The sequence below is a fragment of the Microbacterium sp. Bi128 genome (assembly GCF_918698205.1).
Genome location: NZ_CAKKMM010000026.1, coordinates 1 through 23612, shown reverse-complemented (window position 1 = coordinate 23612; position 23612 = coordinate 1). Strand labels below are relative to the sequence as shown.

At 69.7% G+C, this 23612-nt stretch carries 24 protein-coding genes and 1 tRNA gene; 12 read left to right on the top strand and 13 right to left on the bottom strand.

Going from position 1 to position 23612, the window contains the following annotated elements; translation table 11 throughout:
- Positions 1–265 precede the first annotated feature (265 nt).
- A complete protein-coding gene (locus LQV45_RS04030; RefSeq protein WP_212743515.1) occupies positions 266–547 on the top strand; it encodes an AbrB/MazE/SpoVT family DNA-binding domain-containing protein in 282 nt (93 codons plus the stop codon).
- Between the two features lie 11 nt (positions 548–558).
- Here LQV45_RS04030 and LQV45_RS04025 read toward each other — a convergent pair whose 3' ends face one another.
- From LQV45_RS04025 to LQV45_RS04010, 4 genes are all read right to left on the bottom strand, one after another.
- Complete coding sequence (locus LQV45_RS04025) at positions 559–1302, bottom strand: IclR family transcriptional regulator C-terminal domain-containing protein (RefSeq protein WP_230005859.1); 744 nt, start codon at positions 1300–1302, stop codon at positions 559–561.
- 150 nt (positions 1303–1452) lie between these two features.
- Entirely contained in the window at positions 1453–2628 is a 1176-nt protein-coding gene (locus tag LQV45_RS04020; protein ID WP_230005857.1) for a thiolase family protein, read from the bottom strand.
- 1 nt (position 2629) lies between these two features.
- Entirely contained in the window at positions 2630–3277 is a 648-nt protein-coding gene (locus LQV45_RS04015) for a 3-oxoacid CoA-transferase subunit B (RefSeq protein ID WP_290370205.1), read from the bottom strand.
- Complete coding sequence (locus tag LQV45_RS04010; protein WP_230005856.1) at positions 3274–4020, bottom strand: 3-oxoacid CoA-transferase subunit A; 747 nt, start codon at positions 4018–4020, stop codon at positions 3274–3276. Before LQV45_RS04010 ends, LQV45_RS04015 begins: the two co-directional genes overlap by 4 nt.
- Before the next feature lie 383 nt (positions 4021–4403).
- On the opposite strand from LQV45_RS04010, the gene LQV45_RS35620 reads away from it, so the two are divergent.
- A complete protein-coding gene (locus LQV45_RS35620; protein ID WP_290370204.1) occupies positions 4404–4538 on the top strand; it encodes a hypothetical protein in 135 nt (44 codons plus the stop codon).
- Between the two features lie 429 nt (positions 4539–4967).
- Here the strand turns inward: LQV45_RS35620 and lanKC are convergent, their stop codons facing one another.
- From lanKC to LQV45_RS03990, 4 genes are all read right to left on the bottom strand, one after another.
- Positions 4968–7541, bottom strand: a complete 2574-nt coding sequence (gene lanKC / locus LQV45_RS04005) for a class III lanthionine synthetase LanKC (protein ID WP_230005855.1) — start codon at positions 7539–7541, stop codon at positions 4968–4970.
- 181 nt (positions 7542–7722) lie between these two features.
- The gene (locus tag LQV45_RS04000) at positions 7723–8412 is read right to left on the bottom strand and encodes a response regulator transcription factor (RefSeq protein ID WP_230005854.1); all 690 of its coding nucleotides are present in this window, start codon (positions 8410–8412) and stop codon (positions 7723–7725) included.
- Positions 8405–9724, bottom strand: coding sequence for a sensor histidine kinase (locus LQV45_RS03995; RefSeq protein WP_230005853.1), 1320 nt, complete (start codon positions 9722–9724; stop codon positions 8405–8407). The genes LQV45_RS04000 and LQV45_RS03995 overlap by 8 nt, the downstream gene beginning before the upstream one ends.
- Before the next feature lie 204 nt (positions 9725–9928).
- Positions 9929–10012, bottom strand: a tRNA-Leu gene (locus tag LQV45_RS03990).
- 149 nt (positions 10013–10161) lie between these two features.
- Here LQV45_RS03990 and LQV45_RS03985 point away from each other — a divergent pair.
- Genes LQV45_RS03985 through pknB form a run of 7 tightly spaced genes read left to right on the top strand, consistent with a single transcriptional unit; the run spans position 10162 to position 19057 of the window.
- Positions 10162–10899: a DUF3662 and FHA domain-containing protein gene (locus tag LQV45_RS03985; protein ID WP_230005852.1), complete on the top strand. Its 738-nt coding sequence runs from the start codon at positions 10162–10164 to the stop codon at positions 10897–10899.
- Positions 10896–11432, top strand: coding sequence for an FHA domain-containing protein (locus LQV45_RS03980; protein ID WP_230005851.1), 537 nt, complete (start codon positions 10896–10898; stop codon positions 11430–11432). The genes LQV45_RS03985 and LQV45_RS03980 overlap by 4 nt, the downstream gene beginning before the upstream one ends.
- Before the next feature lie 9 nt (positions 11433–11441).
- The gene (locus LQV45_RS03975) at positions 11442–12680 is read left to right on the top strand and encodes a PP2C family serine/threonine-protein phosphatase (protein ID WP_230005850.1); all 1239 of its coding nucleotides are present in this window, start codon (positions 11442–11444) and stop codon (positions 12678–12680) included.
- Complete coding sequence (locus LQV45_RS03970; RefSeq protein WP_230005849.1) at positions 12677–14077, top strand: FtsW/RodA/SpoVE family cell cycle protein; 1401 nt, start codon at positions 12677–12679, stop codon at positions 14075–14077. Before LQV45_RS03975 ends, LQV45_RS03970 begins: the two co-directional genes overlap by 4 nt.
- A gap of 40 nt (positions 14078–14117) precedes the next feature.
- Positions 14118–15572, top strand: coding sequence for a penicillin-binding protein 2 (locus LQV45_RS03965; protein ID WP_230005848.1), 1455 nt, complete (start codon positions 14118–14120; stop codon positions 15570–15572).
- Positions 15569–17314 (top strand): serine/threonine-protein kinase, encoded by a 1746-nt coding sequence (locus tag LQV45_RS03960; RefSeq protein WP_230005847.1) that lies wholly within the window; start codon positions 15569–15571, stop codon positions 17312–17314. The genes LQV45_RS03965 and LQV45_RS03960 overlap by 4 nt, the downstream gene beginning before the upstream one ends.
- A gap of 42 nt (positions 17315–17356) precedes the next feature.
- The gene (pknB, locus tag LQV45_RS03955; RefSeq protein ID WP_230005846.1) at positions 17357–19057 is read left to right on the top strand and encodes a Stk1 family PASTA domain-containing Ser/Thr kinase; all 1701 of its coding nucleotides are present in this window, start codon (positions 17357–17359) and stop codon (positions 19055–19057) included.
- On the opposite strand, the gene LQV45_RS03950 is transcribed toward pknB, so the two are convergent.
- The 3 genes from LQV45_RS03950 to LQV45_RS03940 are packed head-to-tail and all read right to left on the bottom strand — an operon-like array spanning position 19039 to position 20617.
- Positions 19039–19680, bottom strand: a complete 642-nt coding sequence (locus LQV45_RS03950) for an aminodeoxychorismate/anthranilate synthase component II (protein WP_230005845.1) — start codon at positions 19678–19680, stop codon at positions 19039–19041. The genes pknB and LQV45_RS03950 overlap by 19 nt on opposite strands.
- Entirely contained in the window at positions 19677–19832 is a 156-nt protein-coding gene (locus LQV45_RS03945; protein ID WP_138174000.1) for a DUF4175 domain-containing protein, read from the bottom strand. Before LQV45_RS03945 ends, LQV45_RS03950 begins: the two co-directional genes overlap by 4 nt.
- Positions 19832–20617, bottom strand: coding sequence for a class E sortase (locus LQV45_RS03940; RefSeq protein WP_230005844.1), 786 nt, complete (start codon positions 20615–20617; stop codon positions 19832–19834). The genes LQV45_RS03945 and LQV45_RS03940 overlap by 1 nt, the downstream gene beginning before the upstream one ends.
- Before the next feature lie 54 nt (positions 20618–20671).
- Here LQV45_RS03940 and LQV45_RS03935 point away from each other — a divergent pair, with 54 nt between their 5' ends.
- Entirely contained in the window at positions 20672–20911 is a 240-nt protein-coding gene (locus LQV45_RS03935; RefSeq protein WP_138174004.1) for a cell division protein CrgA, read from the top strand.
- Positions 20912–20972: 61 nt separating this feature from the next.
- On the opposite strand, the gene LQV45_RS03930 is transcribed toward LQV45_RS03935, so the two are convergent.
- Entirely contained in the window at positions 20973–21902 is a 930-nt protein-coding gene (locus tag LQV45_RS03930; RefSeq protein ID WP_230005843.1) for a rhomboid family intramembrane serine protease, read from the bottom strand.
- Between the two features lie 17 nt (positions 21903–21919).
- On the bottom strand, positions 21920–22477 hold the full coding sequence (locus LQV45_RS03925) for a peptidylprolyl isomerase (protein ID WP_230005842.1): 558 nt from the start codon (positions 22475–22477) through the stop codon (positions 21920–21922).
- 100 nt (positions 22478–22577) lie between these two features.
- Between LQV45_RS03925 and LQV45_RS03920 the strand changes: the two genes are divergently transcribed.
- Both LQV45_RS03920 and LQV45_RS03915 read left to right on the top strand, forming a co-directional pair.
- Entirely contained in the window at positions 22578–23150 is a 573-nt protein-coding gene (locus LQV45_RS03920; protein ID WP_138174010.1) for a DNA helicase, read from the top strand.
- On the top strand, positions 23147–23612 hold a 466-nt coding region (locus LQV45_RS03915), incomplete at its 3' end, for an aminoacyl-tRNA deacylase (protein WP_230005841.1). The genes LQV45_RS03920 and LQV45_RS03915, both read left to right, overlap by 4 nt.

The window sequence follows — 23612 nt, the reverse complement described above, 5'->3', positions numbered from 1 at the left end:
GAACCACCACCGAGGTATCGAGGAGCCGCTCCTCTGGGTGCCCGACGCTGTATGCGGAGCCATGAACGCCAGGCTCGCCGGAGATTCGCAGTGGAGCGATCGGCTCGCTCGCCAACTATGGGTGTGCACCTGAGAAACGCGAAACCCGGGCCCCACAAACAGCAGGAAATCCCGGGCTCACTTCCCCTACCACCGCGATGGAGAGGCATCGGGGAGATGCTATCAGTGGATTGTAAAAAAAGTAAGTCACGCGCACCATGAGGTGATGGCATCCCTCGATGGACCGCACCCGCTGAGTTCGAAGCTGCAGATCCGTCTGCCCGTCAAGATCGCTCGCTCGCTATCCATCGGACCCGGCGACGAGTTCTTCTGGCGGGTCAGCGACGAGCTGCCGGGCATAATCCAACTGGTTCCCGCGGAGGTCGTGGAGCGTCGCTACGCCGTCGGTGAGACCTTGGAACGTCTTGACACTGCGAGTGCCTCCGAAGATCCTCTGACCGAGATTGCCGAAGCTGGAGAACAGGATTGCTCTTCGACTGAAAGCTGACCGCCCGCGGCTCAGGGCGTGCGGAGGTCGGCCTCGATGGCGCGGGCGGCGACGAGGAGCGCGGGGATCAGCCTCTCGGCGACCTCGGCCTCGCTGTAGCGCCCGCTCGTCATCGACAGGTTGATCGCCGCCACGACCTCGCCACCGCGCGAGCGCACGGGAGCGGCGAGCGACTGCAGACCGGGCTCCAGTTCACCGTCGACCCGCGCCCAGCCCTGCGCGCGGACCCGATCGAGTTCGTGACGCAGGGCGTCGGGGTCGGTGAGGGTGCGCGGTGTCAGGGCCGTCAGCGGGACACGCTCGAGCACCTCGTCGCGGACGGGGGCGGATGCCGCGGCGAGCAGCACGCGGCCCATGCTCGTGGCCGCGGCCGGAAAGCGCGTGCCGACCGTGATGCCCACCGACATGATGCGGCGGACGGGGACGCGGGCGACGTAGACGACCTCGGCACCGTCGAGCACCGCCGCCGAAGCGCTCTCGCCGACCGAGCGCGACAGCGCCTCGAGGTGCGGTTGCGCGACTTCGGGCAGAGACAGGGCCGAGAGGTAGCTGTAGCCGAGCTCGAGCACGCGGGGCGTGAGCGCGAACGATCGGCCGTCGTTGCGGACGTACCCGAGGGTCTGCAGAGTGCGGAGGAACCGGCCGGCGGCGGCACGCGTGACCCCGGCGCGCCGCGCGACGTCGCTCAGCGTCAGCTCGGGGTTCTCGGCGTCGAACGCGCGGATCACCGCGAGGCCCCGGACGAACGCCTGCACGACCTCGCCCGCGCCGTCGCTGTCGTCGGCGGGCGCAGCGTCGGCCGGCGCGGCGTCGGCGGGCGCAGCGTCGGCGGGGTCGGCGTCGGTCACCGGCTCACCCTATCCGCCGCGCATGGGGCCCTACGGCCCCGGGCCGCCCCGCCCCGGTCACCGCTCCAGCACGACGGCGAGGCCCTGACCCACACCGATGCAGATCGCGACGACCGCGACACCGGAGCCGCGGCGCGCCAGCTCGTGCGCCGCGCGCCCGATGATGCGGCCACCGGATGCCCCGAGCGGGTGGCCGATCGCGAGCGCCCCGCCGTGGACGTTGAGCTTCTCGGGGTCGAGGTCGGGCCACCCGGCCAGGCACGCGAGCGACTGCGAGGCGAAGGCCTCGTTGAGCTCGACGAAATCGACGTCGGCCCAGGTCTTCCCCGCGCGCGCGAGCGCCTTGTTCGCGGCCTCGATGGGGGCGATGGGGAACACGTCGGGGTCGACGCCGTGGGCCGCACGGCCCGCGATCCGCGCGAGCGGCTCGCCGTCCAGCGCCCCCTCGGCGCCGATGAGCACGGCCGAGGCGCCATCGTTGATGGGCGACGAGTTGCCCGCCGTCACGCTCCCCTGACCGTCCGCGGCGAACAGTGCCTTCAGCCCCGCGAGCTTCTCGACCGAGGTGTCGTCGCGGATGCTCTCGTCCCGGGCGAGCGCGACGCCCGGCACCGGCACGATCTCACTGTCGAAGACCCCCGCCGCCCACGCGGATGCCGCTCGCTGATGCGACTGCACGGCGAAGGCATCCTGCTCTTCCCGCGTGATCCGCCACTCGCGCGCGATCTTCTCGGCGGACTCGCCGTTCGAGATCGTCCAGTGCGTCGGCAGCGCCCGGTTGGTCATGCGCCACCCGATCGCGGTGTTCCACATCGTCGCGTTGCCCACCGCGGGGAACGGCTTCGGCGACTTCTCGACGACGTAGGGCGCGCGGCTCATGGACTCCACGCCGCCGGCGAGGACGATCTCGGCATCCCCCGCCTCGATCGCGCGCGAAGCCTGGATGACGGCCTCGAGCGATGAGGCGCACAGGCGGTTGACGGTGGTGCCGGTGACCGTCGTCGGGAAGCCGGCCAGCAACGCCCCGAAGCGCGCGACGTTGCGGTTGTCCTCACCGGCCTGGTTGGCGTCGCCGAAGATCACGTCGTCGATCCGGGCGGCATCCAGTCCGGTGCGCTCGACGGTCGCGGCCATCACCAACGCGGCCAAGTCGTCGGGGCGCACCGCCGACAGCGCTCCCCCGGCGCGGCCGAAAGGCGTGCGGACGGCGTCGTAGACGTAGCTGGCGGTCATCTCAGTCTCCTCGGGCGATCAGGGTGAGACCGAGCAGGTCCTCGATCTCGGCGTGCGTGTTGTCGCCGAACAGCTCGCGCACGCGGAAGCCGTCGGGCGTGACGTCGAAGACGCCGTGATCGGTGTAGACGCGCGAGACGCAGCCCACCCCGGTGAGCGGATACGTGCACGCGGCGACGAGCTTGGGGGCGCCCTGCTTGGTGAGCAGGTCGGTCATGACGTAGACGTCCTTGGCACCGATCGCGAGGTCCATCGCGCCGCCGACCGCGGGGATCGCGCCCGGCTCGCCCGTCGACCAGTTCGCGAGGTCGCCGCCGGCCGAGACCTGGAAGGCACCGAGCACGCACACGTCGAGGTGTCCCCCGCGCATCATCGCGAACGAGTCCGCGTGGTGGAAGTACGCCGCACCGGCGAGCGCCGTGACCGGCTGCTTGCCGGCGTTGATGAGGTCGGGGTCGACCCGTCCGGCCACGGGCGCGGGGCCCATGCCCAGCATCCCGTTCTCGGTGTGCAGCACGATCTCGAGGCCCTCGGGCAGGTAGTCGGCCACGAGCGTCGGGGCGCCGATGCCGAGGTTCACGACGGCACCCTCGGGGATGTCGGATGCCACGCGCGCGGCGAGCGCGGTACGCGAGACGCGGGTGGTCACGATGCCTCTCCGTTCCGGGCGAACGGGCGCCCCTCGATGTCGACGCCGCCGACGAAGGCGCCGTCGCGCAGCCACGGGCGTTCGCCCACCGCGACGACCCGGTCGACGTAGAGCCCGGGAGTGATCACGCCCTCCGGGTCGAGGCCGCCGAGGGGGACGATCTCATCGACCTGCGCCACGGTGGTCGTCGCAGCCGCCGCCATGATCGGCCCGAAGTTGCGGGCGGTCTCGCGGTAGACGAGGTTGCCCCACCGGTCGGCGCGGCGGGCGCTGATCAGGGCGACGTCGGCGTGGATCGGGTACTCGAGCACGTAGTCGCGATCGCCGATGCGACGGGTCTCCTTGCCGTCGGCGAGTTGCGTGCCGAACCCCGTGGGGGTGAAGAAGCCGCCGATCCCGGCGCCGGCCGCCCGGATCCGCTCCGCGAGGTTGCCCTGCGGCACCAGCTCCAGCTCGATCCTCCCCTCGCGGTAGAGGGAGTCGAACACCCACGAGTCGCTCTGCCGCGGGAACGAGCAGATCATCTTGCGCACCTGGCCGGCCTTCAGCAGAGCCGCGAGCCCGGTGTCGCCGTTGCCGGCATTGTTGTTGACCACCGTGAGGTCGCGCGCGCCGTGGGCGATGAGCGCGTCGATGAGCTCGACCGGCTGCCCCGCGCGCCCGAAGCCGCCGATCATCACGGTCGCGCCGTCGGCGATGCCGGCCACGGCCGCCGCGACGTCGGGCACGGTCTTGTCGATCATGGTTCCTCTGTTCGTTCAGCGAACATCTGTTCGTAAATGGACGATACTCCGCGATTGGGCGCCGCGCCAGTGGCATCCCCTGTGCGCCGAGAACAGGCGAAGCGACGAGAACAGGCCGACGTACGCCGAATCAGCCTGTTGCGGACACTTCCCCTGTTCTCGGCGCACCCTTGTCGCACGGCACGGACCGTGTTCGGATGGAGCGATGGGGTGGATCGTTCTCGTCGTCGCCGGTGCCGCGCTGTGGTGGTGGTCGCTGGCGCTCACGCTCCGCGCCTACCGGGGAGAACGGATGCCACTGTGGGCCACGCCGACGAAGGCTCCGGGCCGCGCTGTCGTGCTGCGCGCCGCGGGAACGGGGGCTCGCCGTCTTCGGGACGGCGATGGCCTCGCCGGTTCTGACCGCCTCGGCACCGGCGGCGTCCGTCGTCGCGATGGCCACACTGATCGTGCTGCTCCTCGCCCCGTACGTCGTCAGGGTCGCGATCCACAATCGCCGGGTCCGCGCGCCCGAGTGATGCGATCCGGGGCGCCGTCGTCTATTCGGATGAGATTCACATGACATTCGTCGGAGTCGCCGGCGCCGCCGAGAAGCCGAATCCCGCGAAATCACGCGGAAATCCGCCTCGCGCGCACCGGAAACCCCGGACACCCGCCCGCACCGATGCGCTTACCGTCTGGGCATTGGGATCGTCCGCGGAAGCGTCGATGGTCTCGACGCATTCGGTGTCCGTTCGGGTCGGACGCCGACGCTGGGCGGGGGCCGCATTGGGGGCGGCCCCCGCCCCCCTCTTCTCCGCGGCCGGACACACGGATGCGGGCGCGCGGCCCGAAGACCCCGCGCCCGCATCGATCGAGCCATGACGGCTCAGCAGAGGCCGGTCGACGTGCTGCTGTAGCAGATCGACGTGCTCCAGGAGCTGGCGAAGACCTCGCTGCGCTCGGTCTCACCGCGCTCGAGCGTCTGCAAGGAGAGCAGGTATCCCATTCGTGTCACCTCCCCCCGGACCTCGTGCCCGCATTCGGGCAACGTCGACCGGGGGGAGGTCGAGAAACGGCACCGACAGGCGCCGTTGGTCACGGAGGCTCGCGAGAGTCCACAACACACCGGCGGAGCCGGTGGCCAGGTCGCACGAGAGGCGCAAGAGGGCGCGGCCGGGGTAGCCCACACCGTCGGGCCGGGGAAGAGCGTGCAGGGCCAGCGCTCGTGCGTGGCGCCGCAGCGCGGCCGCGCGGTCGGCGGTGGCCGGACCCGACCCGGCGAGGAACAGCATCAGCCCGCTGCGGCCCTGAAACAGCCCCGATTCGAGCACGAACTCGGGATGGGCGGCGAGGTCGAGGGCCGGGAACGCCGCGGCGAGCTCGGTGGCGGGGTCCCGCTCGATCAGCGCGGCGAGCGCGTGCGCCACTCCCGCCGACCCCGAGCCCAGGTACGGCAGCAGCCGCCATCCTTCGTTCATCTGGAGTGAGCCGTCGGCGGTCGGCACGCACCGGGCGAGGTCGGAACGGATCGCCGCCTCGGCCAGGTCGAGCAGCCCACGGTCGCCCCCGCGGTCGAATAGTGACAGCGCCAGCAGCGCGGCGCCGCTCGGGCCGCGCAGCAGCCCGCCCGCTCCGGTCGCCACGGGAGCCGACGGGCGTTCGCGCCACCCGTCCGCGCGCTCGGCCACCTCGTCGAAGATGCGCCGTGCCTCTGCGACGAGTTCCGGATGCCGATCCGCCAGACGCAGCAGGCCGAGTGCGGTCCCCGCCGGACCGCCGTACAGACCGGGCGCCTCCCACCGCAGCGGGGAATCGAGGCAGCGTTCGAGCGCCTCGTCGGCCGTATCGGGGTGTCCGAGCATCTCCCACGAGGCCGCGGCTCCCGCCAGACCGTCCATGAGCCCCGACCGTGCGGGCGCCGCCCACATCGCGTCCGTGCACCAATCCACGAGCCGCTCCGGCGCGTTCCCGGTCGCCGCGTGCAGGGCGAGGAGCGGCCCGAGCGCGCCGTGGGCGAGGGCGTACGGCGGCTCGTCGAACTGCGCGGGATCCCCCGGCCACAGCCGATCGCCCCGGTCGGGGGTGGCATCCGCGACGAGCTGGCGCGAGACGTCCTCGACGAGGGGCGAGAGAGCGTCGGCGGACGGTTCACCGGCGGACGCGGGCGCGTCGCCGTCGAGGCGGAACCGTTCCGTGACCCACGCCCGCACCTCCGCCTCTTTTCCCGGGTGCAGGTCGAGCAACGGGGTCATCGGTGCGAAGAGGAACAGTTGGATGCGGCGCACCGCGAACAGGTCCGCGGCCGCTCCGCCGCGCGCGTCCGCCGAGACGAAGTCGGGCGCGACGAAGCCGGGAGCGCCGATCGCGACGGGCGCGTTCTCGGCCACCGGCCGGGACATCTCGAAGTCGATGAGGGTGATCCCGCCGTCGTCGTCGACGAGGAAGTTGCCGGGGTGCACGTCGCCGTGCGCGAAGCCCGCCGCGTGCACGCCCTCGATGATCTCCTGCACGCGATCGCCCACGTCTTGCGCCCATTCCCGGTACGCGTCCACGTCGGCCTCGTCGACGACGGCCGACACGAGTGGATGCCGAGCGACCACGGCCTGATGCAGGGGAACCCCGCGCGCGCGTTCCAGCACGAGATACCGGTGACCCAGGGCGGCGAAGTCGCGGACCAGCGCGACCGTCCCGCGGCCGGGAAGCCGTCGGAGGATGCGGGCCTCGCGCTCCGCGCGCTGCACGGCGGTGAGGCCGTCCGGGGTCACGCCCGCGTGCGGCCGTGCCTCCTTCACCACGACCTCCCGCCCGGCATCCGTAGCGGTGTAGACCCCGCCCGCGTTGGAGTGGTGCAACACCCCCGTGACGTGCGGGAACCCCTCCGGTGGGCGCAGTTCGCGCAGCTCGTCGACCAGCTCCCGCAGGAAGGGCGGGATGCCGACCCACGCGGGCGGCTCGAACCCGGGGCGTCGCAGGTCGGCGACCAAGTGCCCCTCGGGATGCCGGATCGCCGGTGTCTGCACACCGTCGATCTCGACGAACATCCGGTGGAAGCCGCCGTAGCGCACGAAGACCGGGCCCTCGTGCCAACGGAGGTCGGAGAGGATGTGGGGGCCGTCCAGGTCGACCGTGAGGCGGCCGAGGTCGATCAGGGTGCGATGGAGCTGCGCGATCGTGACCGGATAGATCGTGACGAACTTGCCCGACCCCTCACGTCCGGCATCCTTGGCATTCGATGAGGCGAGCACGCCCGCACTCGAGAGGTGCTTGAACGCGAGGCCCTCTCGAGCGCAGTAGGCGGAGACGATCTGCAGCAGGAGCGCGGCGGCATCCGGAACGATGCTGAGGTGCACCTTCCAGCCCTGCTCGGGCAGCGTGGTGCCGCGCGGCTCGAAGTAGCTCCAGATGCCGTCGTCGACGTGACCCCACGACGGATCGACGTCCGCGACGAACGGGCGCTCGGTCTCCGGCGCAGCACGCCGGCGGGGGTGGTCGTAGAAGACCCTGTCCGCGCGGGCGAACACCGGATAGATCGCGTCCATGCCCCCACCCCTGCCTCGATTGCGCCGAAAGGACGCGGCGCGAGGCCATGGTGTGTTCGAGGAAGGAGTGCGGGCGGGATGGAGCCGATGCGGACGTCACCGGCGGAGGTGGGCTATTCGGCCGATCACGCGGCCAATCGCTCGCTCCGGCCGAGAGGGTCGGGGCGGCAAAAGAGTGCCCTCAGATTCGTCCGTTCGGATGAGACACGAGCTCGGAACGCACGCGGACTCCCCAGAGGGCGAGCTGGGTGCGATCGGTGGCTCCGACCTTGCGCATCGACGATTGGATGTGGCTGCGGACGGTGTTCACCGACACGACCAGCTCGGCCGCGAGCTGCTCGTTCGAGGTGATCCCGTCGCTGAGCAGGTGCACGATATGGCTCTCGGACGGGCTGAGGGATGCCACCTTCTCCCGGTCCTCTTGGCTGAGGCGACGCTGCGCGATGTCGGTGAGGACCGAGCGGGTCACGCGCGACGACATCAACGCATCGCCGCGATGCGCGGCCCGGATCGCTTCGACGAGCTGGGAGCTGTCGTGGGTCTTCAGGAGATAGCCCGAGGCGCCGTTGCTGAGGGCGCGCATGACGAGGTGATCCTCGCCATGGCTGGTCAGGGCGATGACGCGCGTCGCTCCGCCGGACTCGTCGACGACCGCACGGATGGCGTCGATGCCGTTCATCTCCGGCATCTCCAGGTCCATCAGCACGACGTCCGCCTGCTCGGTGATCGCGCCCTCCACGGCATCCCGACCGTTCGCCGCCTCACCGACGACGGCGATCCCCTCCGCGTGCTCCAGCCGCAGCCGCACGCCGCGCCGGAAGGGGCGGTTGTCATCGGCGATGAGCACCCGAATGGGCACACTGTCAGTCACGTACGTCCTCCGTCGTCCGCGGGAGCGGGATCTCCACCCCCACGCGCCATCCCCCTTCGTCGTCCGCGGCAGCGTGGAGCGACCCGTCGACGAGGGTGAGCTTCTGGCGCAGGTTATCCAAACCCCAGCCCAGTCCGAGACCACCTTCGTCGGCGCGAGGTCGGCGCGGGGCGCCGTTGACGACGGTCGCGTTCAGCCGCCCCGGGTCGATGTCGACCCGGATGCGCACAGGGGCGCCGGCGGCATGTTTGGCGGCGTTCGACAGGGCTTCCTGGACGGCGCGGTACGCCGTCGTCGAGACGACGACGGGAGGAGTCTCGGGGTCGCCGTGGGTCTGCGCGACGACATCCATGCCACGTTCCCGCCAGAACATGACGAGATCGTCGAGATTGCGCAGGTCGGGGGTCGGGGTGTGCGCGGTGGCTTCCACGGCGCGCAGGTCACCGAGCGCGCCGTACAGGCTCGCCGCGGCGTAGCGCCCCTCGGCCCGAACCTCGTCGATGAGCCGCAGCGCCTGCTGCGGATGCGCGGGCGCGAGGTCGGCCGACGCGTCGCACAGCGAGACCAGCCCGGCCAAGTGCTGCCCGGCGACGTCGTGGAGTTCTTGAGCGATCCTGCCCCGCTCGGCGGTGCGCGACGCCTCGATCGCCTCGCCCTGCTGCATCTGCAGGTCGAGGGCGTGCTGGCGTGCCCGCTCGGTCCGCCGTTCGAGCACGGCCCACAGGATCCCCAGCGTCACGCCGGCGAAAGAGAGGGATGCCAGCGACGTGCCCTCCGTGAGAAGGAAGCCCGCGATCGCTCCGGGTGGGGCACCCACGCTCGCCGCCCATCCGGCGAGGGCTGCGAGCGCCCCGACGACGCCGGCCGCCGCCCACGCGGCGGCCACGGCGATCGACCGGGCACTACCCAGTGCGAACATCGCGATCGCGATGACGAGCTGCATGGGGGTCGCCCAGGTGGGGACGCCCAAGACGACCGCCACCAGCAGATAGCCCCCGAGGGCACCGAGCATCGCGAGCTCAGGACGCGACGCCAACTGCGAGACGCAGATCGCCTGCGCGAGGCAGATGACCGCGACGAGCGTGATGACGACTTGCGGCGACAGGGTGTGGGCCCACTCTCCCGTGCCGCCCATGATCGCGAGCACCGGGTCGCTGCACACCTGCACCACGGTGGCGAGGAACACCACGGCGAGGAACACGGGCGAGCGCATCGTGGCCACCACACCGTTCACTCCGCGCGGCGGCAGCAGGCCCTCGGGGGCCGCGGGCTCGTCGGAGAGGGACACCGGATCCGCTGTCTGGGCGGTCATGGGAAGAGCGGCTCGTGAGGGCCGAAGGCCCGGCGCGACGGGGTTTCCATAAGGAGCATTCTCCTGTGCGGATGATCCGAACAGGGCAGCACAGCCGCGGACTGCGGTGAAACGACCTTCGCCGGGCGTGCGGCGCGACAGCCCTCCCGCTCGCGCAGACAACGACGAAGGCCCCGGGATGAACCCGGGGCCTTCGTCGTCCTGTGCGCGAGGGGGGACTTGAACCCCCACGCCCTTGCGGGCACTGGCACCTGAAGCCAGCGCGTCTACCTATTCCGCCACTCGCGCTCGTCTCGGCATCCGTGGATGCACTCAACTTCCCGAGAATATCACGCCCGCCAGCCCGCGACGAAACGCGCGTCCCACCCCGCATCCATGTGGTGTCCAGGCGTGCTGACTACGATGTGCCTACTGGTCTGCCTGCCTGAAGGAGTCTCGTGGGACTACTCGACAGTTTCGAGAAGGGTCTCGAACGCGCCGTCAACGGTGCGTTCGCGAAGACCTTCCGCAGTGGCATCCAGCCGGTGGAGATCGCTTCTGCTCTGCGCAGCGAGCTCGACAAGAAGGCTGTGGTCGTCACGCGCGACCGCATCCTCGCGCCCAATTCGTTCTCGGTGCGTCTCTCGCCCGCTGACGACGAGAAGATGAGCGCTCTGGGCTCGACGCTCGTGTCCGAACTCGACGCGCTGGTCAAGAAGCACGCGCGCACGCAGGGCTATTCGTTCGCGGGGCCGGTCACCATCTCGATCGAGCGCGATTCCTCGCTGTCGACGGGCACCCTCCGCGTGGACTCGCAGACCAGCGAGGGTCGGGTGTCGTGGCGGGGCGTCGTCGACATCAACGGCACGCGGCATCCGCTGACGAAGGCGCGCACGGTCATCGGCCGCGGCAGCGACGCCGACATCACGATCCCCGACGCCGGCACGAGCCGCAAGCACGTCGAGATCCTGTGGGACGGCGAGCGCGCGATGGTCCGCGACCTCGGTTCCACCAACGGCACGAACCTCAACGGCCGCAAGGTGTCCGAAGCCGCTCTGCCACCGGACTCCACCATCTCGATCGGTCGCACCAATATCGTGTTCCGTGTGGTCGCGCAGGCACAGACCGCACGGCCAGCGGCGCCGTCCGATGCGACGCAGCTTTTCGACGTTCGGGAGCGGGGACCCCTGTCATGAGTCCGTTGACCCTTCTGCTGCTCCAGGGCGGATTTCTCATCCTGCTGTGGTTCTTCGTCTTCGGTGTCGTGTATTCGCTGCGCGCCGACCTGTTCGGTGTGAAAGTGCGCAAGCTCCCCGAGCCCGCGGCATCCGCGCCCGCCGCCCCCGCGCCCACGGCGTCGCCGAACGCGGTCACGACGCAGGTCAAGCGCCCCGCCGTTCCCGCACCCGCACCCGTCGGCGGCCTGGCGACGACATCGTCGGTCTCGCGCATCGTGATCACCAGCGGCCCGAAGGCGGGGCTCGAACTGCCCCTCGGCACCGAGCCGCTGACGATCGGGCGCTCGAGCGAGTCCGGTCTCGTCGTCCGCGACGACTACACCTCCAGCCACCACGCGCGTCTCGTGCTGTGGGGCGAGCAGTGGATGCTGCAAGATCTCGACTCCACCAACGGCACGTCGCACGACGGTGTCCGCGTGGCATCCCCCGTGCAGGTGAAGGTCGGCGCGCCGATCAAGGTGGGCGCGACGACCTTCGAGTTGAGGAAGTAACCCTCCTCCATGGTCTTCCAGGGCTCGAGCGCGGCCATCTCCCACACGGGCAAGGTGCGCTCCAACAACCAGGATTCCGGCTACGCCGGGTCCAACCTCTTCGTGGTCGCGGACGGTATGGGCGGGCACGCCGGAGGTGACGTCGCCTCGAGCCTGGCGATCGCCCGACTGACCGAACTCGATCAGCCCTTCACGAGCACGACGGCGGCCGAGCACGCCTTGCGCGACGCTCTCGCCGACACCGCGACGGATCTCATCGACACCGTCGCCCGCCGCCCCGAGCTCGCCGGCATGGGAACGACGGTCAGCGCCGTCATCATGGTCGACGACTACGCCGTGATCGGGCACATCGGAGACTCGCGCGTCTACCTGTACCGCGACGACACGCTCACGCAGATCACCACAGACCACACGTTCGTGCAGCGTCTGGTGGACTCGGGACGCATCACCCCGGAAGAAGCCCGGTACCACCCGCGCCGTTCGGTGCTCATGCGCGTCCTGGGCGACATGGACCCCGACCCCGAGGTCGACACGTTCATCATGCCGACCCAGGACGGCGACCGGTGGCTGCTGTGCTCCGACGGCCTCTCGGGCGTCGTCGACGACGCGCACACCGCGCGCGCTCTCGCCCTCGGGATGCCGCCGGCCCGCACCGCCGACGCGTTGCTGAAGCAGGCCCTCGACGGAGGCGCCCCCGACAACGTGACCGTCGTGATCGTCGACGTGGGCGGTCAGCACCCCGTGTTCATCGGAACTCCGACGATCGTCGGGTCGGCGTCCAACCCCAGCGGTGTCGTCGTCCCCGCCGCACGCCCGACGCGATCCTCGTGGCTGCACACGGCGCGCCAGGCCGCGAACGAGCCGACGCACTTCGAACCCGCCGCGGAATTCCTCGAGGAGCTCATCGAAGAGGATCGGCGCCGCGCACGCCGACGTCGCCTGGGGTGGCTCGCGGCTCTCATCCTCGTGCTCGTCGCCATCGGTGCGGGCCTGTTCGCCGGCTACACGTGGACCCAGACGCGCTACTACGTCGGCGCCGACGACAACTCGGTCGTCATCTACCGCGGTGTGCAGCAGTCCATCGGACCGCTCTCGCTCTCGTCGGTCTACGAAGACACCAACATCGTGCTCGCCGATCTCCCGGAGTTCGATCGGCAGGCGGTCGAGAGCACCATCTCGGCCCGTTCCCTCTCGGACGCCGAGCTCATCGTGGATCGTCTGCGACCCGCACCGGAGGCCACCGGATGACAGACCAGAAACTGACGCGGCCCGACGCGGTGTCCACTGACACCGCCGTCATGCGCGCGCTGAAGAAGATCCGCGTTCCCGCGACGCAGCGCAACCGCGAACTGGGACTCCTGCTGTTCGCGATCGCCGTCTACGGTTCGGCGATCGTCCTGGTGCAGCTCGGCGTGGACGGTGCCGTCGAGTCCGGCTACCTGATCCTCTCGGCCATCCCCGCGGTCCTGGCCCTCGTCGTCCACGTGGTGCTGCGCCTGCGCGCCCGCGACGCCGACCCCTTCGTCCTCCCCATCGCCACTATCCTCACCGGCCTCGGGATCGCGATGATCTACCGGATCGACCTCGCGGTGGGCCTGGAGGGATGGGATGCCACCTCCATCCGGCAGATCGCCTGGGCGGCGATCGCCCTGATCGCGGCCCTGCTCGTGGTGATCTTCGTGCGCAACTACCGCGTGCTCTTCCGCTACACCTACCTCTCGGGCCTCGTCGGCATCCTGCTGCTCCTGCTGCCGTTCGTCCCGGGCCTGGGCACCGAGCAGAACGCCGACGTGTGGGTGTCTCTCGGTTTCGTATCGTTCCAGCCCGGTGAGCTCGCCAAGATCGCTCTGGCGATCTTCTTCGCCGGCTACCTCGTGCGCACGCGCGAGAGCCTCACCTCCACGGGAACCCGGTTCCTGTTCATGACGTGGCCCCGCGCCCGCGAGCTCGGACCGCTCCTGATCATCTGGGCCGTCTCGCTCGGCATCATCGTGCTGCAGCGCGACCTCGGCACGGGTCTACTCATCTTCGGCATGTTCGTCGCGATGCTCTACGTCGCCACCGGTAAGACCAGCTGGGTGCTGATCGGCGTCGTGCTCGCCGCGACCGGGGCGTTCCTGGCATCCCGTGTTCTGCCCTACGTCTACGGCCGGTTCGCCAACTGGCTGGATGCCTTCAACCCCGAGGTCATCGACCGCGACGGCGGCAGCTACCAGCTCACGCAGGGCATCTTCGGCCTCGCGCACGGCGGCCTGTTCGGCACGGGGCTCGGTCAGGGCCGTCCGTACATCACCCCGCTGTCGCAGAGCGACTACATCCTGCCCAGCCTCGGCGAAGAGCTCGGCCTCGTGGGGGTGTTCGCGATCCTCTCGCTCTACATGGTGTTCGCCAGCCGCGGCATCCGCATCGGCCTCGCCGGCCAGGACGACTTCGGCAAGCTCCTCGCGACGGGCTTCTCGTTCACGATCGCGCTGCAGGTGTTCATCATGGTCGGCGGTGTGACCCGCGTGATCCCGCTGACGGGTCTCACCACGCCCTTCCTGGCCGCCGGCGGTTCGTCCCTGGTCGCGAACTGGATCATCGTCGCTTTCCTCCTGCGCATCTCGGATGCCGTGCGCAGCCGTCCCCGGGTGGTGATCGGCTGATGCCCACGCCGACCCGCACCGTCACTCCGGAGGAGGCACCGTGACCAAAGAACTCCGACGCCTCAGCGTCGTCATGCTGGCGATGTTCCTCGCGCTGTTCGTCTCCACCAGCGTCATCCAGGTCGGCCAGGCCGAGAACCTCGCCAACACCGCCGGCAACCGCCGTGCGCTGTACGACTCGTACCAGGTCCAGCGCGGATCGATCATCGCCAGCGGAACTGTGATCGCCTCGTCCGTCCCGTCCGACGACGTCTACAGCTGGCAGCGCCAGTACACGGATGCCGAGATGTGGGCGCCCGTGACCGGCTACATGAACCCCGTGCTCGACGCGCGCACGCGGATCGAGCTCGACAAGAACTCCGTGCTCAGCGGAGCCAACAGCAGTCAGTTCTTCTCGCGCCTGGAGCAGGCGGCCACGGGCCAGGTTCCGCGCGGATCGAACGTCGAGCTGTCGCTGGACGCCGGCGTACAGCGCGCCGCGTGGGACGCCCTCGGCGACCAGCAGGGCTCGGTCGTGGCGATCGAACCGTCGACGGGGCGCATCCTCGCGATGGTGTCCAAGCCCAGTTTCGACACGAATACCCTGGCCTCCCACGACCCGGATGCCGTCAACGCGGCGTACGACCAGCTCGCTGCCGATCCGTCGCAGCCGCTGGTGAATCGCGCGATCGAGGGCGACCTGAACCCCCCGGGGTCGACGTTCAAGCTGGTCGTGGCCTCGGCCGCTCTGGCATCCGGTCGGTACACCCCGGACTCGGCGTTCCCCAACCTCGCGTCGTACACCCTGCCGCAGTCCTCGAGCGTGGTCAGCAACGCGGGGGGCGGCACGTGCGGCGGCGGCGACACCGTCACGATCGCCACGGCACTGCGACTGAGCTGCAACATCCCCTTCGCGGAGTTGGCGGTCGAACTCGGCGACGACGCGATCCGCGCCGAGGCCCAGAAGTACGGCTTCAACGCGTCGTTCTCGATGCCGTTGACCTCGACTCCGTCGTCCTACCCCGCGAACCTCGACGCCCCCCAGACCGCGCTCAGCGGCTTCGGACAGGGCCAGGTCCGCGCCACACCGCTGCAGATGGCGATGGTGTCGGCCGGGATCGCGAACCAGGGCGTCGTGATGAACCCGCGGATGGTGGACCGGATCATCGGCTCCACCCTGTCCGTCGACGACGAGGGCACGAGCAGCGAGTTCGGCCGCGCCTTGGACTCGAACCTCGCGGCGCAGATGGTCACGATGATGACGGCGAACGTCCAGGACGGCGCGGCGTCGAATGCAAGAATAGACGGGGTCCAGGTGGCGGGTAAGACCGGCACCGCAGAGAACGATTCTCGTCCCTACACTCTCTGGTTCACCGGTTTCGCCCCGGCGGACGACCCGAAGGTCGCTGTCGCCGTAGTGGTCGAGAACGGCGGAGGCCAGGGGCAGAGCGGGAGCGGCAACGAGATCGCCGCCCCGATAGCGAAGAAGGTCATGGAGGCGGTGCTGGGCAAATGAGACCGACGCAGGGAGTGACCTTCGGAGGACGGTACGAGCTGGAGTCGCGGATCGCGATCGGCGGCATGGGTGAGGTCTGGGAAGCGACCGACCATGTCATCGGACGTACCGTCGCGATCAAGATCCTCAAAGACGAGTACATGGGCGACCCCGGGTTCCTCGAGCGCTTCCGCGCCGAGGCCCGTCACGCCGCGCTCGTCAACCATGAGGGCATCGCGAGCGTGTTCGACTACGGCGAAGAGGACGGCAGCGCCTTCCTCGTGATGGAGCTGGTGCCCGGTGAGGCACTGTCGACCATCCTCGAGCGCGAGGGTTCGTTGTCGACCGACAAGACCCTCGACATCGTGGCGCAGACGGCCGCGGCCCTCCAGGCCGCACACGCCGCGGGCCTCGTGCACCGCGACATCAAGCCCGGCAACCTGCTCATCACGCCCGACGGCCGCGTGAAGATCACCGACTTCGGTATCGCGCGCATCGCCGACCAGGTTCCACTGACGGCCACCGGTCAGGTCATGGGCACCGTGCAGTACCTCTCGCCCGAGCAGGCGTCGGGGCACCCCGCGTCGCCCGCGACCGACATCTACTCGCTCGGCATCGTGGCGTACGAATCCCTCGCCGGGAAGCGCCCCTTCACGGGCGAGTCGCAAGTGGCCATCGCCATGGCGCAGATCAACGAGCAGCCCGCGCCGCTGCCGCCGACGGTCGCCGTCCCGGTGCAGAACCTCGTCATGGCGATGATCGCGAAGAAGCCCGACGAGCGTCCGGCCTCGGCCGCGGCCGTCTCGCGCGCCGCCACGGCTTTGCGCCGCGGCGACCTCACGGCCGCCGCCGCTGCGGTACCCGCCATCGCCGCGGGCGTCGCCGTCGCCGACGAGGCCACGCAGCTCCTGACGGCGGGGCAGACCTCTGCTGCGACCCGTCTGCTGCCGGCACCGTCCTCGTCGCTCCTCACCGAGGAGCACACCGAGGACGACCCGCGCCCGCAGAAGAAGAAGCGCAGTCCCTGGACGTGGCCGCTCGTCGCCCTCATCGCCCTTCTGGCGCTCGTGCTCGGCGGTACGCTCTTCGCGGTTCTGAGCAACCAGAGCGACCCGAACACGGCCCCCTCCAGCCCGACACCGAGTTCGGCCACGCCGTCGCGGAGCGCGACGCCCTCGTCGTCGCCCTCGCAAACCTCGCAACTCGTCGATGTCAACTCCCTCGGTCTGATGGGCAAGTCCTGCGAAGCCGCCAGCGAGATCCTCAGCGCGAACGACCTCGGCGCGCAGTGCGAGACCGGCAACGCCGCGACCAGACCCGATCAGGTGGGTCTCGTCGACACGGTGAACCCCACCGGTCGCGTCCCCGCCGGGACGATCATCACGCTGCGCGTGTTCGGCGAGGAGACTCCGCTTCCCACCCCCGGCACCCCGACGCTGCCCGGCGCATCCGTCACCGCCGGCAGCACCGTCCAGGTCTCATGGCAGCAGTACACGTGTCCCGCGGGTACCGGAAACGTGGCGTCCTACAACCTCACCGCGACCAATGGCACGTTCTCCGAGAACGGTCAGTCTTCGGCGTCGTTCGCTCCGGATGCGCGCAATGCCGAGCTGCAGGTGAGCAACTCGGTCGGGCAGAGCCTTCGGGTGACCTACACGGTGAGCTGCTCGGGCACCGACCGCACGGCGGGACCCTCGGGCGAGGCCTCCGCGTCGATCACCGGCGGCAACACCCCGTCGCCCAGCCCGAGCGCCACGCGCTGACCGGCCACCTCTCATCCCCCCACCCCTCCAGGAGTTCCCACCGTGACCACTGAGACGCGCGTCCTTTCCGGGCGCTACCGCGTCGACGACCTCATCGGTCGCGGCGGTATGGCCAGCGTCTACCGTGGCTACGATCAGACGCTCGGGCGCACGGTGGCGATCAAGATCCTGAAGGCCGACCTCGCCGGCGACGCCGCGTTCCGGACGCGGTTCCGTCTCGAGGCCCAGGCCGCCTCCCGCATGGCCCACCCCACGATCGTGCGGGTCTTCGATGCAGGAGAAGACGTCGAGGTCGGTGCCGACGGGCACGAGCACCCGGTGCCGTACATCGTGATGGAGCTGGTCCACGGCAAGCTGCTGAAGGACGTCATCGCCGCCGGGCCCGTGACCATCGACGAGTCCCTGCGCTACGTCGACGGCATCCTGGAGGCCCTGGAGTACTCGCATCGGGCCGGCGTCGTGCACCGCGACATCAAACCGGGCAACGTCATGATCACCGATTCGGGACGCATCAAGGTGATGGACTTCGGCATCGCGCGCGCGGTGTCGGACTCCTCCTCCACCGTTGCCGAGACGACGGCGATCGTCGGGACCGCCGCGTACTTCTCCCCCGAGCAGGCGAAGGGCGAGTCGGTCGACGCACGAGCCGATCTGTACTCCACCGGAGTCGTGCTGTACGAGCTCCTCACCGGCCGGCCGCCGTTCCGTGGCGACACCCCCGTCGCCGTGGCCTACCAGCACGTCAGTGAGGCGCCGGTCCCGCCGAGCGACCTCAACGAGTCGGTGCCGCGTGCGCTCGACGCCGTCGTGCTCCGCGCCCTCGCGAAGGATCCGTTCCAGCGTCCCCAGGACGCGGCCGGGTTCCGCGAAGACCTGGATGCCACGGTCGAGGGCAAGGAGCCGACCAAGCGCCAGATGTCGGCGCTGTCGAACGAGCTGTACGGACCCAACCCGCGCCAGGCGGCCGAGACGGCGCGATCGTTGCGCCAGCTCAGCACCGACACGACGATGCGGCGCACCCAGCCCGGGCCGCCGGTTGCCTGGATCTGGGCGGGTGTGGCGGTCCTGGCCGTGCTGCTGGTGTCGGTGCTGCTGTGGGTGGTGCAGATCCAGCCGTCCAACGATGTGCCCTCTGCCGGACGCACGATCCCCGACGTCGTCGACATGTCGTACGACCGCGCCGTGGAGACGCTCGAGAAGGAGGACCTGTTCGCCAAACGGGTCGATGAGTCCAACGGCTCGATCGCCGCCGGCAACGTCATCCGGACGACGCCGAGTGCCGATACGTCGGTGGCGGCAGGCCAGCAGGTGACGGTGTATGTGTCCTCGGGGGCCGACACCGCCACCGTGCCCACCCTCGAGGGCATCACCGAGTCCGAGGCGCGTGCCGCCCTGGAATCGGCGGGACTCTCGCTCGGTCTCGTGCAGCGCAAACCGGATCCGGCGCTGGCCTCGGGCGTCGTGATGTCGGCGAGCGTGGCATCCGGGACCGAGGTGGCCAAGGGCACGACGGTGAACCTCGTGGTCGCCAGCGGCACCGTGGTGATCGTCAATTACAAGGACTATCCCGTCGACGTCGCCAAGCGCGAGCTCGAGTCGACCGAGAAGCAGCTGACCGTGCGCACCCAGGAAGACCCGGGATGCCGCGCCACGACGCCGTCGCTCGTCACCACGCAGTCGCTGGCACCGGGCGAGGTGCCCGTGCACAGCGAGATCACGCTGACCTACTGCACCGGCTCCTGATTCCGGCGGGGGTGGAGGCGGCGCCCCGTCTCCGACGCCCCGCGCAGCCCGGCATCCTCGAGCCACGTCCCCAGCAGCGTGTGACCACCGTCGGTGAGCACGCTCTCGGGGTGGAACTGCACACCCGTCAACGGCGCCTTGCGATGCGCGAGGCCCATGATGACACCGGATTCACTGCGGGCGGTCACGGCCAGATCGTCCGGAACGGTGTCGGGGTCGACGGCGAGCGAGTGATAGCGCGTGGCCTCGAACCCGTCGGCCAGACCCGCGAACACCCCGTGCCCTTCGTGGTGGATCCGGCTGGTGATCCCGTGCAGCAGTTCGGGTGCGCGCGACACGCGTGCACCGAACGCGACCGCGAGGGCCTGGTGCCCGAGACACACGCCCAGGAGAGGGATGCCACGCGCGTGCGCCTCGAGGATCACGTCGACCGAAGCGCCGGCATCCCGGGGGTGGCCGGGGCCGGGTGAGACCAGGACCGCGTCCGCGCTCCGCACCGCGGCCGCGGGATCGAGTCCGACGGCCGGTCGCAGGGCGACCTCGGCCCCCAGGTCGGTGAGATACCCGGCGAGGATGTGGACGAAGCTGTCGCGGTTGTCGACGACGACCACCCGGAAGCTCACTCGACCGTGACCTCCTGTGGATAGACGATGTCACTCACCCACGGGAAGACGTAGAAGAAGAGCCCGTAGAGCACCGCCGCGGCCAGCACGAGCACGATCAGCAGGCGCACCCACCAGGGTCCGGGGAGAATGCGCCAGAGGGCTCCGTACATCAGGCTGCTCCCTCGGTGAGCGACGCGGGAGGTCCATCCGCGCGAGGAGTGAACGAGTCGAAGACGCCATATGCGATGGCGCGCTCCGAGAAGCCGTATCGCGGGCTGCACGTGGTCATCGTGATCACCTTGTCAGTGGCAAGGACTTCCGGCGCCTGCGGAACCGGCAGAAGGACCTGCACCCCGTCGGGACGCACGTACTCGAGGTTGCGGAAGCCGTAGGTGTACCAGCCGTCGGGTGTCTCCACGACGACGGAGTCGCCGACGCGAAGGGAAGGGAGGTCGGCGAACGGAGCCCCGTGACTGCCGCGGTGGCCCGCGATCGCGAAGTTCCCCGTCTGACCGGGCATGGCCGTGTCGGGGTAGTGGCCGATTCCGATGGGATCGAGGGTGACCGCCGCGCTGACCCCGCCGGCGAGCTTGAACTGGTAATCGGGTCCGAGCCGCGGAATGCGCAGAACGCCGAAGACCTCGCCGTTCCCGGGCTGCGCAAGGGCAGGGGGCTCTCCGGGGCCGAGGGCGTCGGCATCCGGATCGGCATCCGGAGTGGGAGCGGGCGTCGCCGGTGCGGACGCCCATTCCTGCGTCAGGGAGTCGGCCTCGCTCTTGAACTTCGCACCGATGATGGCGTCGCCGATCCACAGTTGCCACGCGACGAACAACAGCACGAGCACCCCGGCGGTGAGCAACAGGTCGCCGAGCACCCCCAGCACCGTGACACGACGCCGACGCGGCGGACGCCGGCGAGAGCCGCGTCGCGTGAGGGGCTGGTCAGCGGTGGACACGAGCCGAGTCTAGTTCCGCGGGTGGAGCACGACCGGCCCGTTAGACTGACCCGCATGGCACGAACTGGCAACGGCGAAGACCCGATCGCTGAGCGCAACGAGAGCGGATCCACGCCCAACCCGGTGTGGTTCCTGCCGATCATGATCGGCCTCATGCTCATCGGCTTGGTATGGGTCCTCGTCTTCTACCTGAGCAACTCGCAGTTCCCCATCCCCGGCATCGGGGCGTGGAACCTCGTCATCGGTTTCGGGATCGCCTTCGTCGGCTTCCTGATGACCACGCGCTGGCGCTGAGATCACCCGACTTACACTCGTGTAATTCATCCCCACCTGTGGATGAACCTGTGGATAACTCTCAGTAGTAGACCAGGGCCGGGATCGCCAGAAGCGCGAACAGGGCGACGGTGAGCACGACGAGCAAACCGATCTGCACCGACCGCTGGCGAGCGAGTCGCGTGCGGGCGTAGATCAGCCCAACCAGCGCGCCCACGACCAGTCCGCCGAGGTGCGCCTGCCACGAGACGCCCACGTTGTTGAGCGCGGCGATGAAGTTGCCGGTAGCGAGCGACGTGACGAAGGCGACGACGAACGGCCAGGCGAAGTTGATCCCGATGAGGATCGCGATGACCCGGATGTCGGCTCCGATGTGGCGACCGATCACCAGCAGGGCACCGAAGAGTGCGAAGATCGCGCCCGAGGCACCGACCACGGCCGTCGTCGGTGCGAGCAACGCCACGGCGACCGACCCGCCCAGCGCTCCCAGAACGTAGAGCACGACGAACCGCCAACGTCCGAGCAGGGGTTCGAGGTTCCGCCCGAGGAACCACAGCGCCAGCATGTTCAGGCCGAGGTGGAAGAAGCCGGAGTGGACGAGGGCGGCGGTGAAGAGCCGCCACGGCTCGATCGGCCCGAACTGCGGGACCAGGTAGGGCGGGTAGAACTCCATGGCGTTGGTGAGGAGTCCGCCGACGCCGGGGATCAGCCCGATGACGTAGGCCAGGCCCGTGATCGCGATGATGGCCAGGGTGGCCGTGGGGCGACCGGAGGCCACGACCGCAACCGGACGCGATCGCGACCACCGGCGCTGCGCCTTCTTCTGGGCCGGAGTCTCGGAGGCCCGCTGCTGAGCCAGGCACTCCGGGCAGATGACGCCGACGGCAGCGGGTGTCCGACAGTCAGGGCAAACCGTGCGCAGACACCGCTGGCAGAGGACGAAGCTCTGCCGGTCGGGATGCCGGTAACAGAAGTTGTCGCTGTTGCGACGGAACTCCTCGGTCGTAGACACCCGCCGCCGCCCGAGGGTCAGACGGCGACGACGTCGACCGACTCGAGCACGACAGGCTCGATGGGACGGTCGCCGGCGGCCGTGGGAACCTTGCTGAGAGCGTCGACGACCTTCTTGGAGGCGTCATCGGCGACCTCGCCGAAGATCGTGTGCTTGCCCTGCAGCCAGGGAGTCGGGTCGGTGGTGATGAAGAACTGCGAGCCGTTCGTGCCCTCGGGCTGACCGGTGATCGCGTTGCGACGCAGACCCGCGTTCGCCATCGCGAGCTTGTAGGGCGCCGAGAAGTCGAGCTCGGGGTGGATCTCGTCGTTGAACGTGTAGCCGGGACCGCCGACGCCCTGACCGAGCGGGTCGCCGCCCTGGATCATGAAGCCGGGGATGATGCGGTGGAACACGACGTTCGAGTAGAGCGGACCCTCACCCTTGGCGCCGGTGGCGGGGTTGGTCCATTCCTGGGACCCGTCGGCGAGACCGACGAAGTTGCGGACGGTCCGGGGAGCGTGGTCGCCGAACAGGTTGACGACGATGTCGCCGTGGTTGGTGTGCAGGGTCGCGACGGCGGTGTGGGAAGCCATGGGTACATTCTCTCAGAGTTATCTGCAAGGGTCGGCGGACGGAGAGCCCCGTTCTGGCAAGATGAGGGGCGTACATCCCATCGACAGGGAGGATGAAGCCGTGGGCCTCAGCCGCAAGAGCAAGAAGGAACTGCGCAAGCTCCAGAAGCACGCCGCAAAGGTGTGGGAGTCCCAGCAGGTTCTGCTGGGCGAGAGCGGAAAGGTGGCCCGCGAAGCCGGTCGCCAGCTCGGTCGCTTCAGCCGTGAAGACCTCGTTCCCACCGTCCAGGACGGATACGAGAAGTACGCTGCGCCGTACGTCGACAAGAGCGTGACCTCCGCCAACCGCTTCCTCAGCGGCAAGGTGATCCCCGCAGCGGGTGCCGTCGTCGGCGGAGCGATGTCGGTCTGGGATGCCGCGGGCGACACCCGCGACCGCCTGGCCAAGGGTCGCGGGTTCGAACTCGACACGCACAAGTACGCCAAGCGCGCCGAGAAGTACGGCAAGAAGGCCAGCAAGAAGCTCGCCGCCAAGCTCCCGAAGCAGAACGACGGTATCGGTGCCGGTGGCGTCATCGCCATCCTCCTCGGCGTCGCCGCTGCCGTGGGCGTCGCGTACGCCGCCTGGCAGACTCTGCGCGCCGACGACGAGCTGTGGGTGGCCGACGACCCGCTCCGCGCTCCCGACGCGTGAGCGATCCCACCATCAGAGTCCGAGAGGCCGCGCGCGAGCGCGGCCTCTCTGTCGATGTGCGGGAGCGCCCCGCCGCGGCCTCGCTCGACGACGCGGCGGCCCTGCTCGGCATCCGCCCCGACGACATCGTCAAGACGCTCGTCGTGAAGCGCTCCGACGACACCTTCCTGTTCGCCCTCGTGCCCGGCGACCGCGTCATCTCGTGGCCGAAGCTGCGGGCCGTGGTCGGCGTCAACAAGCTGCGGCTCCCCGAGCCCGAGCTGGCCCTCGCCGCCACCGGGTACGAGCGCGGCACGATCGTCCCCATCGGCAGCTCGACGGACTGGCCCGTGTACGCCGACGAGAGCATCGTCGGACGCCGCAGCGCGATGGGCGCCGGCGCACACGGCTTCAGCCTCTTCGTCGACGCCGATGAACTCCTCCGGGCCTACGACGCGACCGTCGCCGACATCACCTCGACCC

Excerpts from the sequence above, each read along its gene's own strand:
- LQV45_RS04030 (WP_212743515.1), top strand. The coding sequence starts at position 266 with ATGGCATCCCTCGATGGACCGCACCCGCTGAGTTCGAAGCTGCAGATC.
- LQV45_RS04020 (WP_230005857.1), bottom strand. The coding sequence starts at position 2,628 with ATGACCGCCAGCTACGTCTACGACGCCGTCCGCACGCCTTTCGGCCGC.
- LQV45_RS04010 (WP_230005856.1), bottom strand. The coding sequence starts at position 4,020 with ATGATCGACAAGACCGTGCCCGACGTCGCGGCGGCCGTGGCCGGCATC.
- LQV45_RS35620 (WP_290370204.1), top strand. The coding sequence starts at position 4,404 with ATGGCCTCGCCGGTTCTGACCGCCTCGGCACCGGCGGCGTCCGTCGTC.
- lanKC (WP_230005855.1), bottom strand. The coding sequence starts at position 7,541 with ATGGACGCGATCTATCCGGTGTTCGCCCGCGCGGACAGGGTCTTCTAC.
- LQV45_RS03995 (WP_230005853.1), bottom strand. The coding sequence starts at position 9,724 with ATGACCGCCCAGACAGCGGATCCGGTGTCCCTCTCCGACGAGCCCGCG.
- LQV45_RS03980 (WP_230005851.1), top strand. The coding sequence starts at position 10,896 with ATGAGTCCGTTGACCCTTCTGCTGCTCCAGGGCGGATTTCTCATCCTG.
- LQV45_RS03975 (WP_230005850.1), top strand. The coding sequence starts at position 11,442 with ATGGTCTTCCAGGGCTCGAGCGCGGCCATCTCCCACACGGGCAAGGTG.
- LQV45_RS03970 (WP_230005849.1), top strand. The coding sequence starts at position 12,677 with ATGACAGACCAGAAACTGACGCGGCCCGACGCGGTGTCCACTGACACC.
- LQV45_RS03960 (WP_230005847.1), top strand. The coding sequence starts at position 15,569 with ATGAGACCGACGCAGGGAGTGACCTTCGGAGGACGGTACGAGCTGGAG.
- LQV45_RS03945 (WP_138174000.1), bottom strand. The coding sequence starts at position 19,832 with ATGTACGGAGCCCTCTGGCGCATTCTCCCCGGACCCTGGTGGGTGCGC.
- LQV45_RS03935 (WP_138174004.1), top strand. The coding sequence starts at position 20,672 with ATGGCACGAACTGGCAACGGCGAAGACCCGATCGCTGAGCGCAACGAG.
- LQV45_RS03925 (WP_230005842.1), bottom strand. The coding sequence starts at position 22,477 with ATGGCTTCCCACACCGCCGTCGCGACCCTGCACACCAACCACGGCGAC.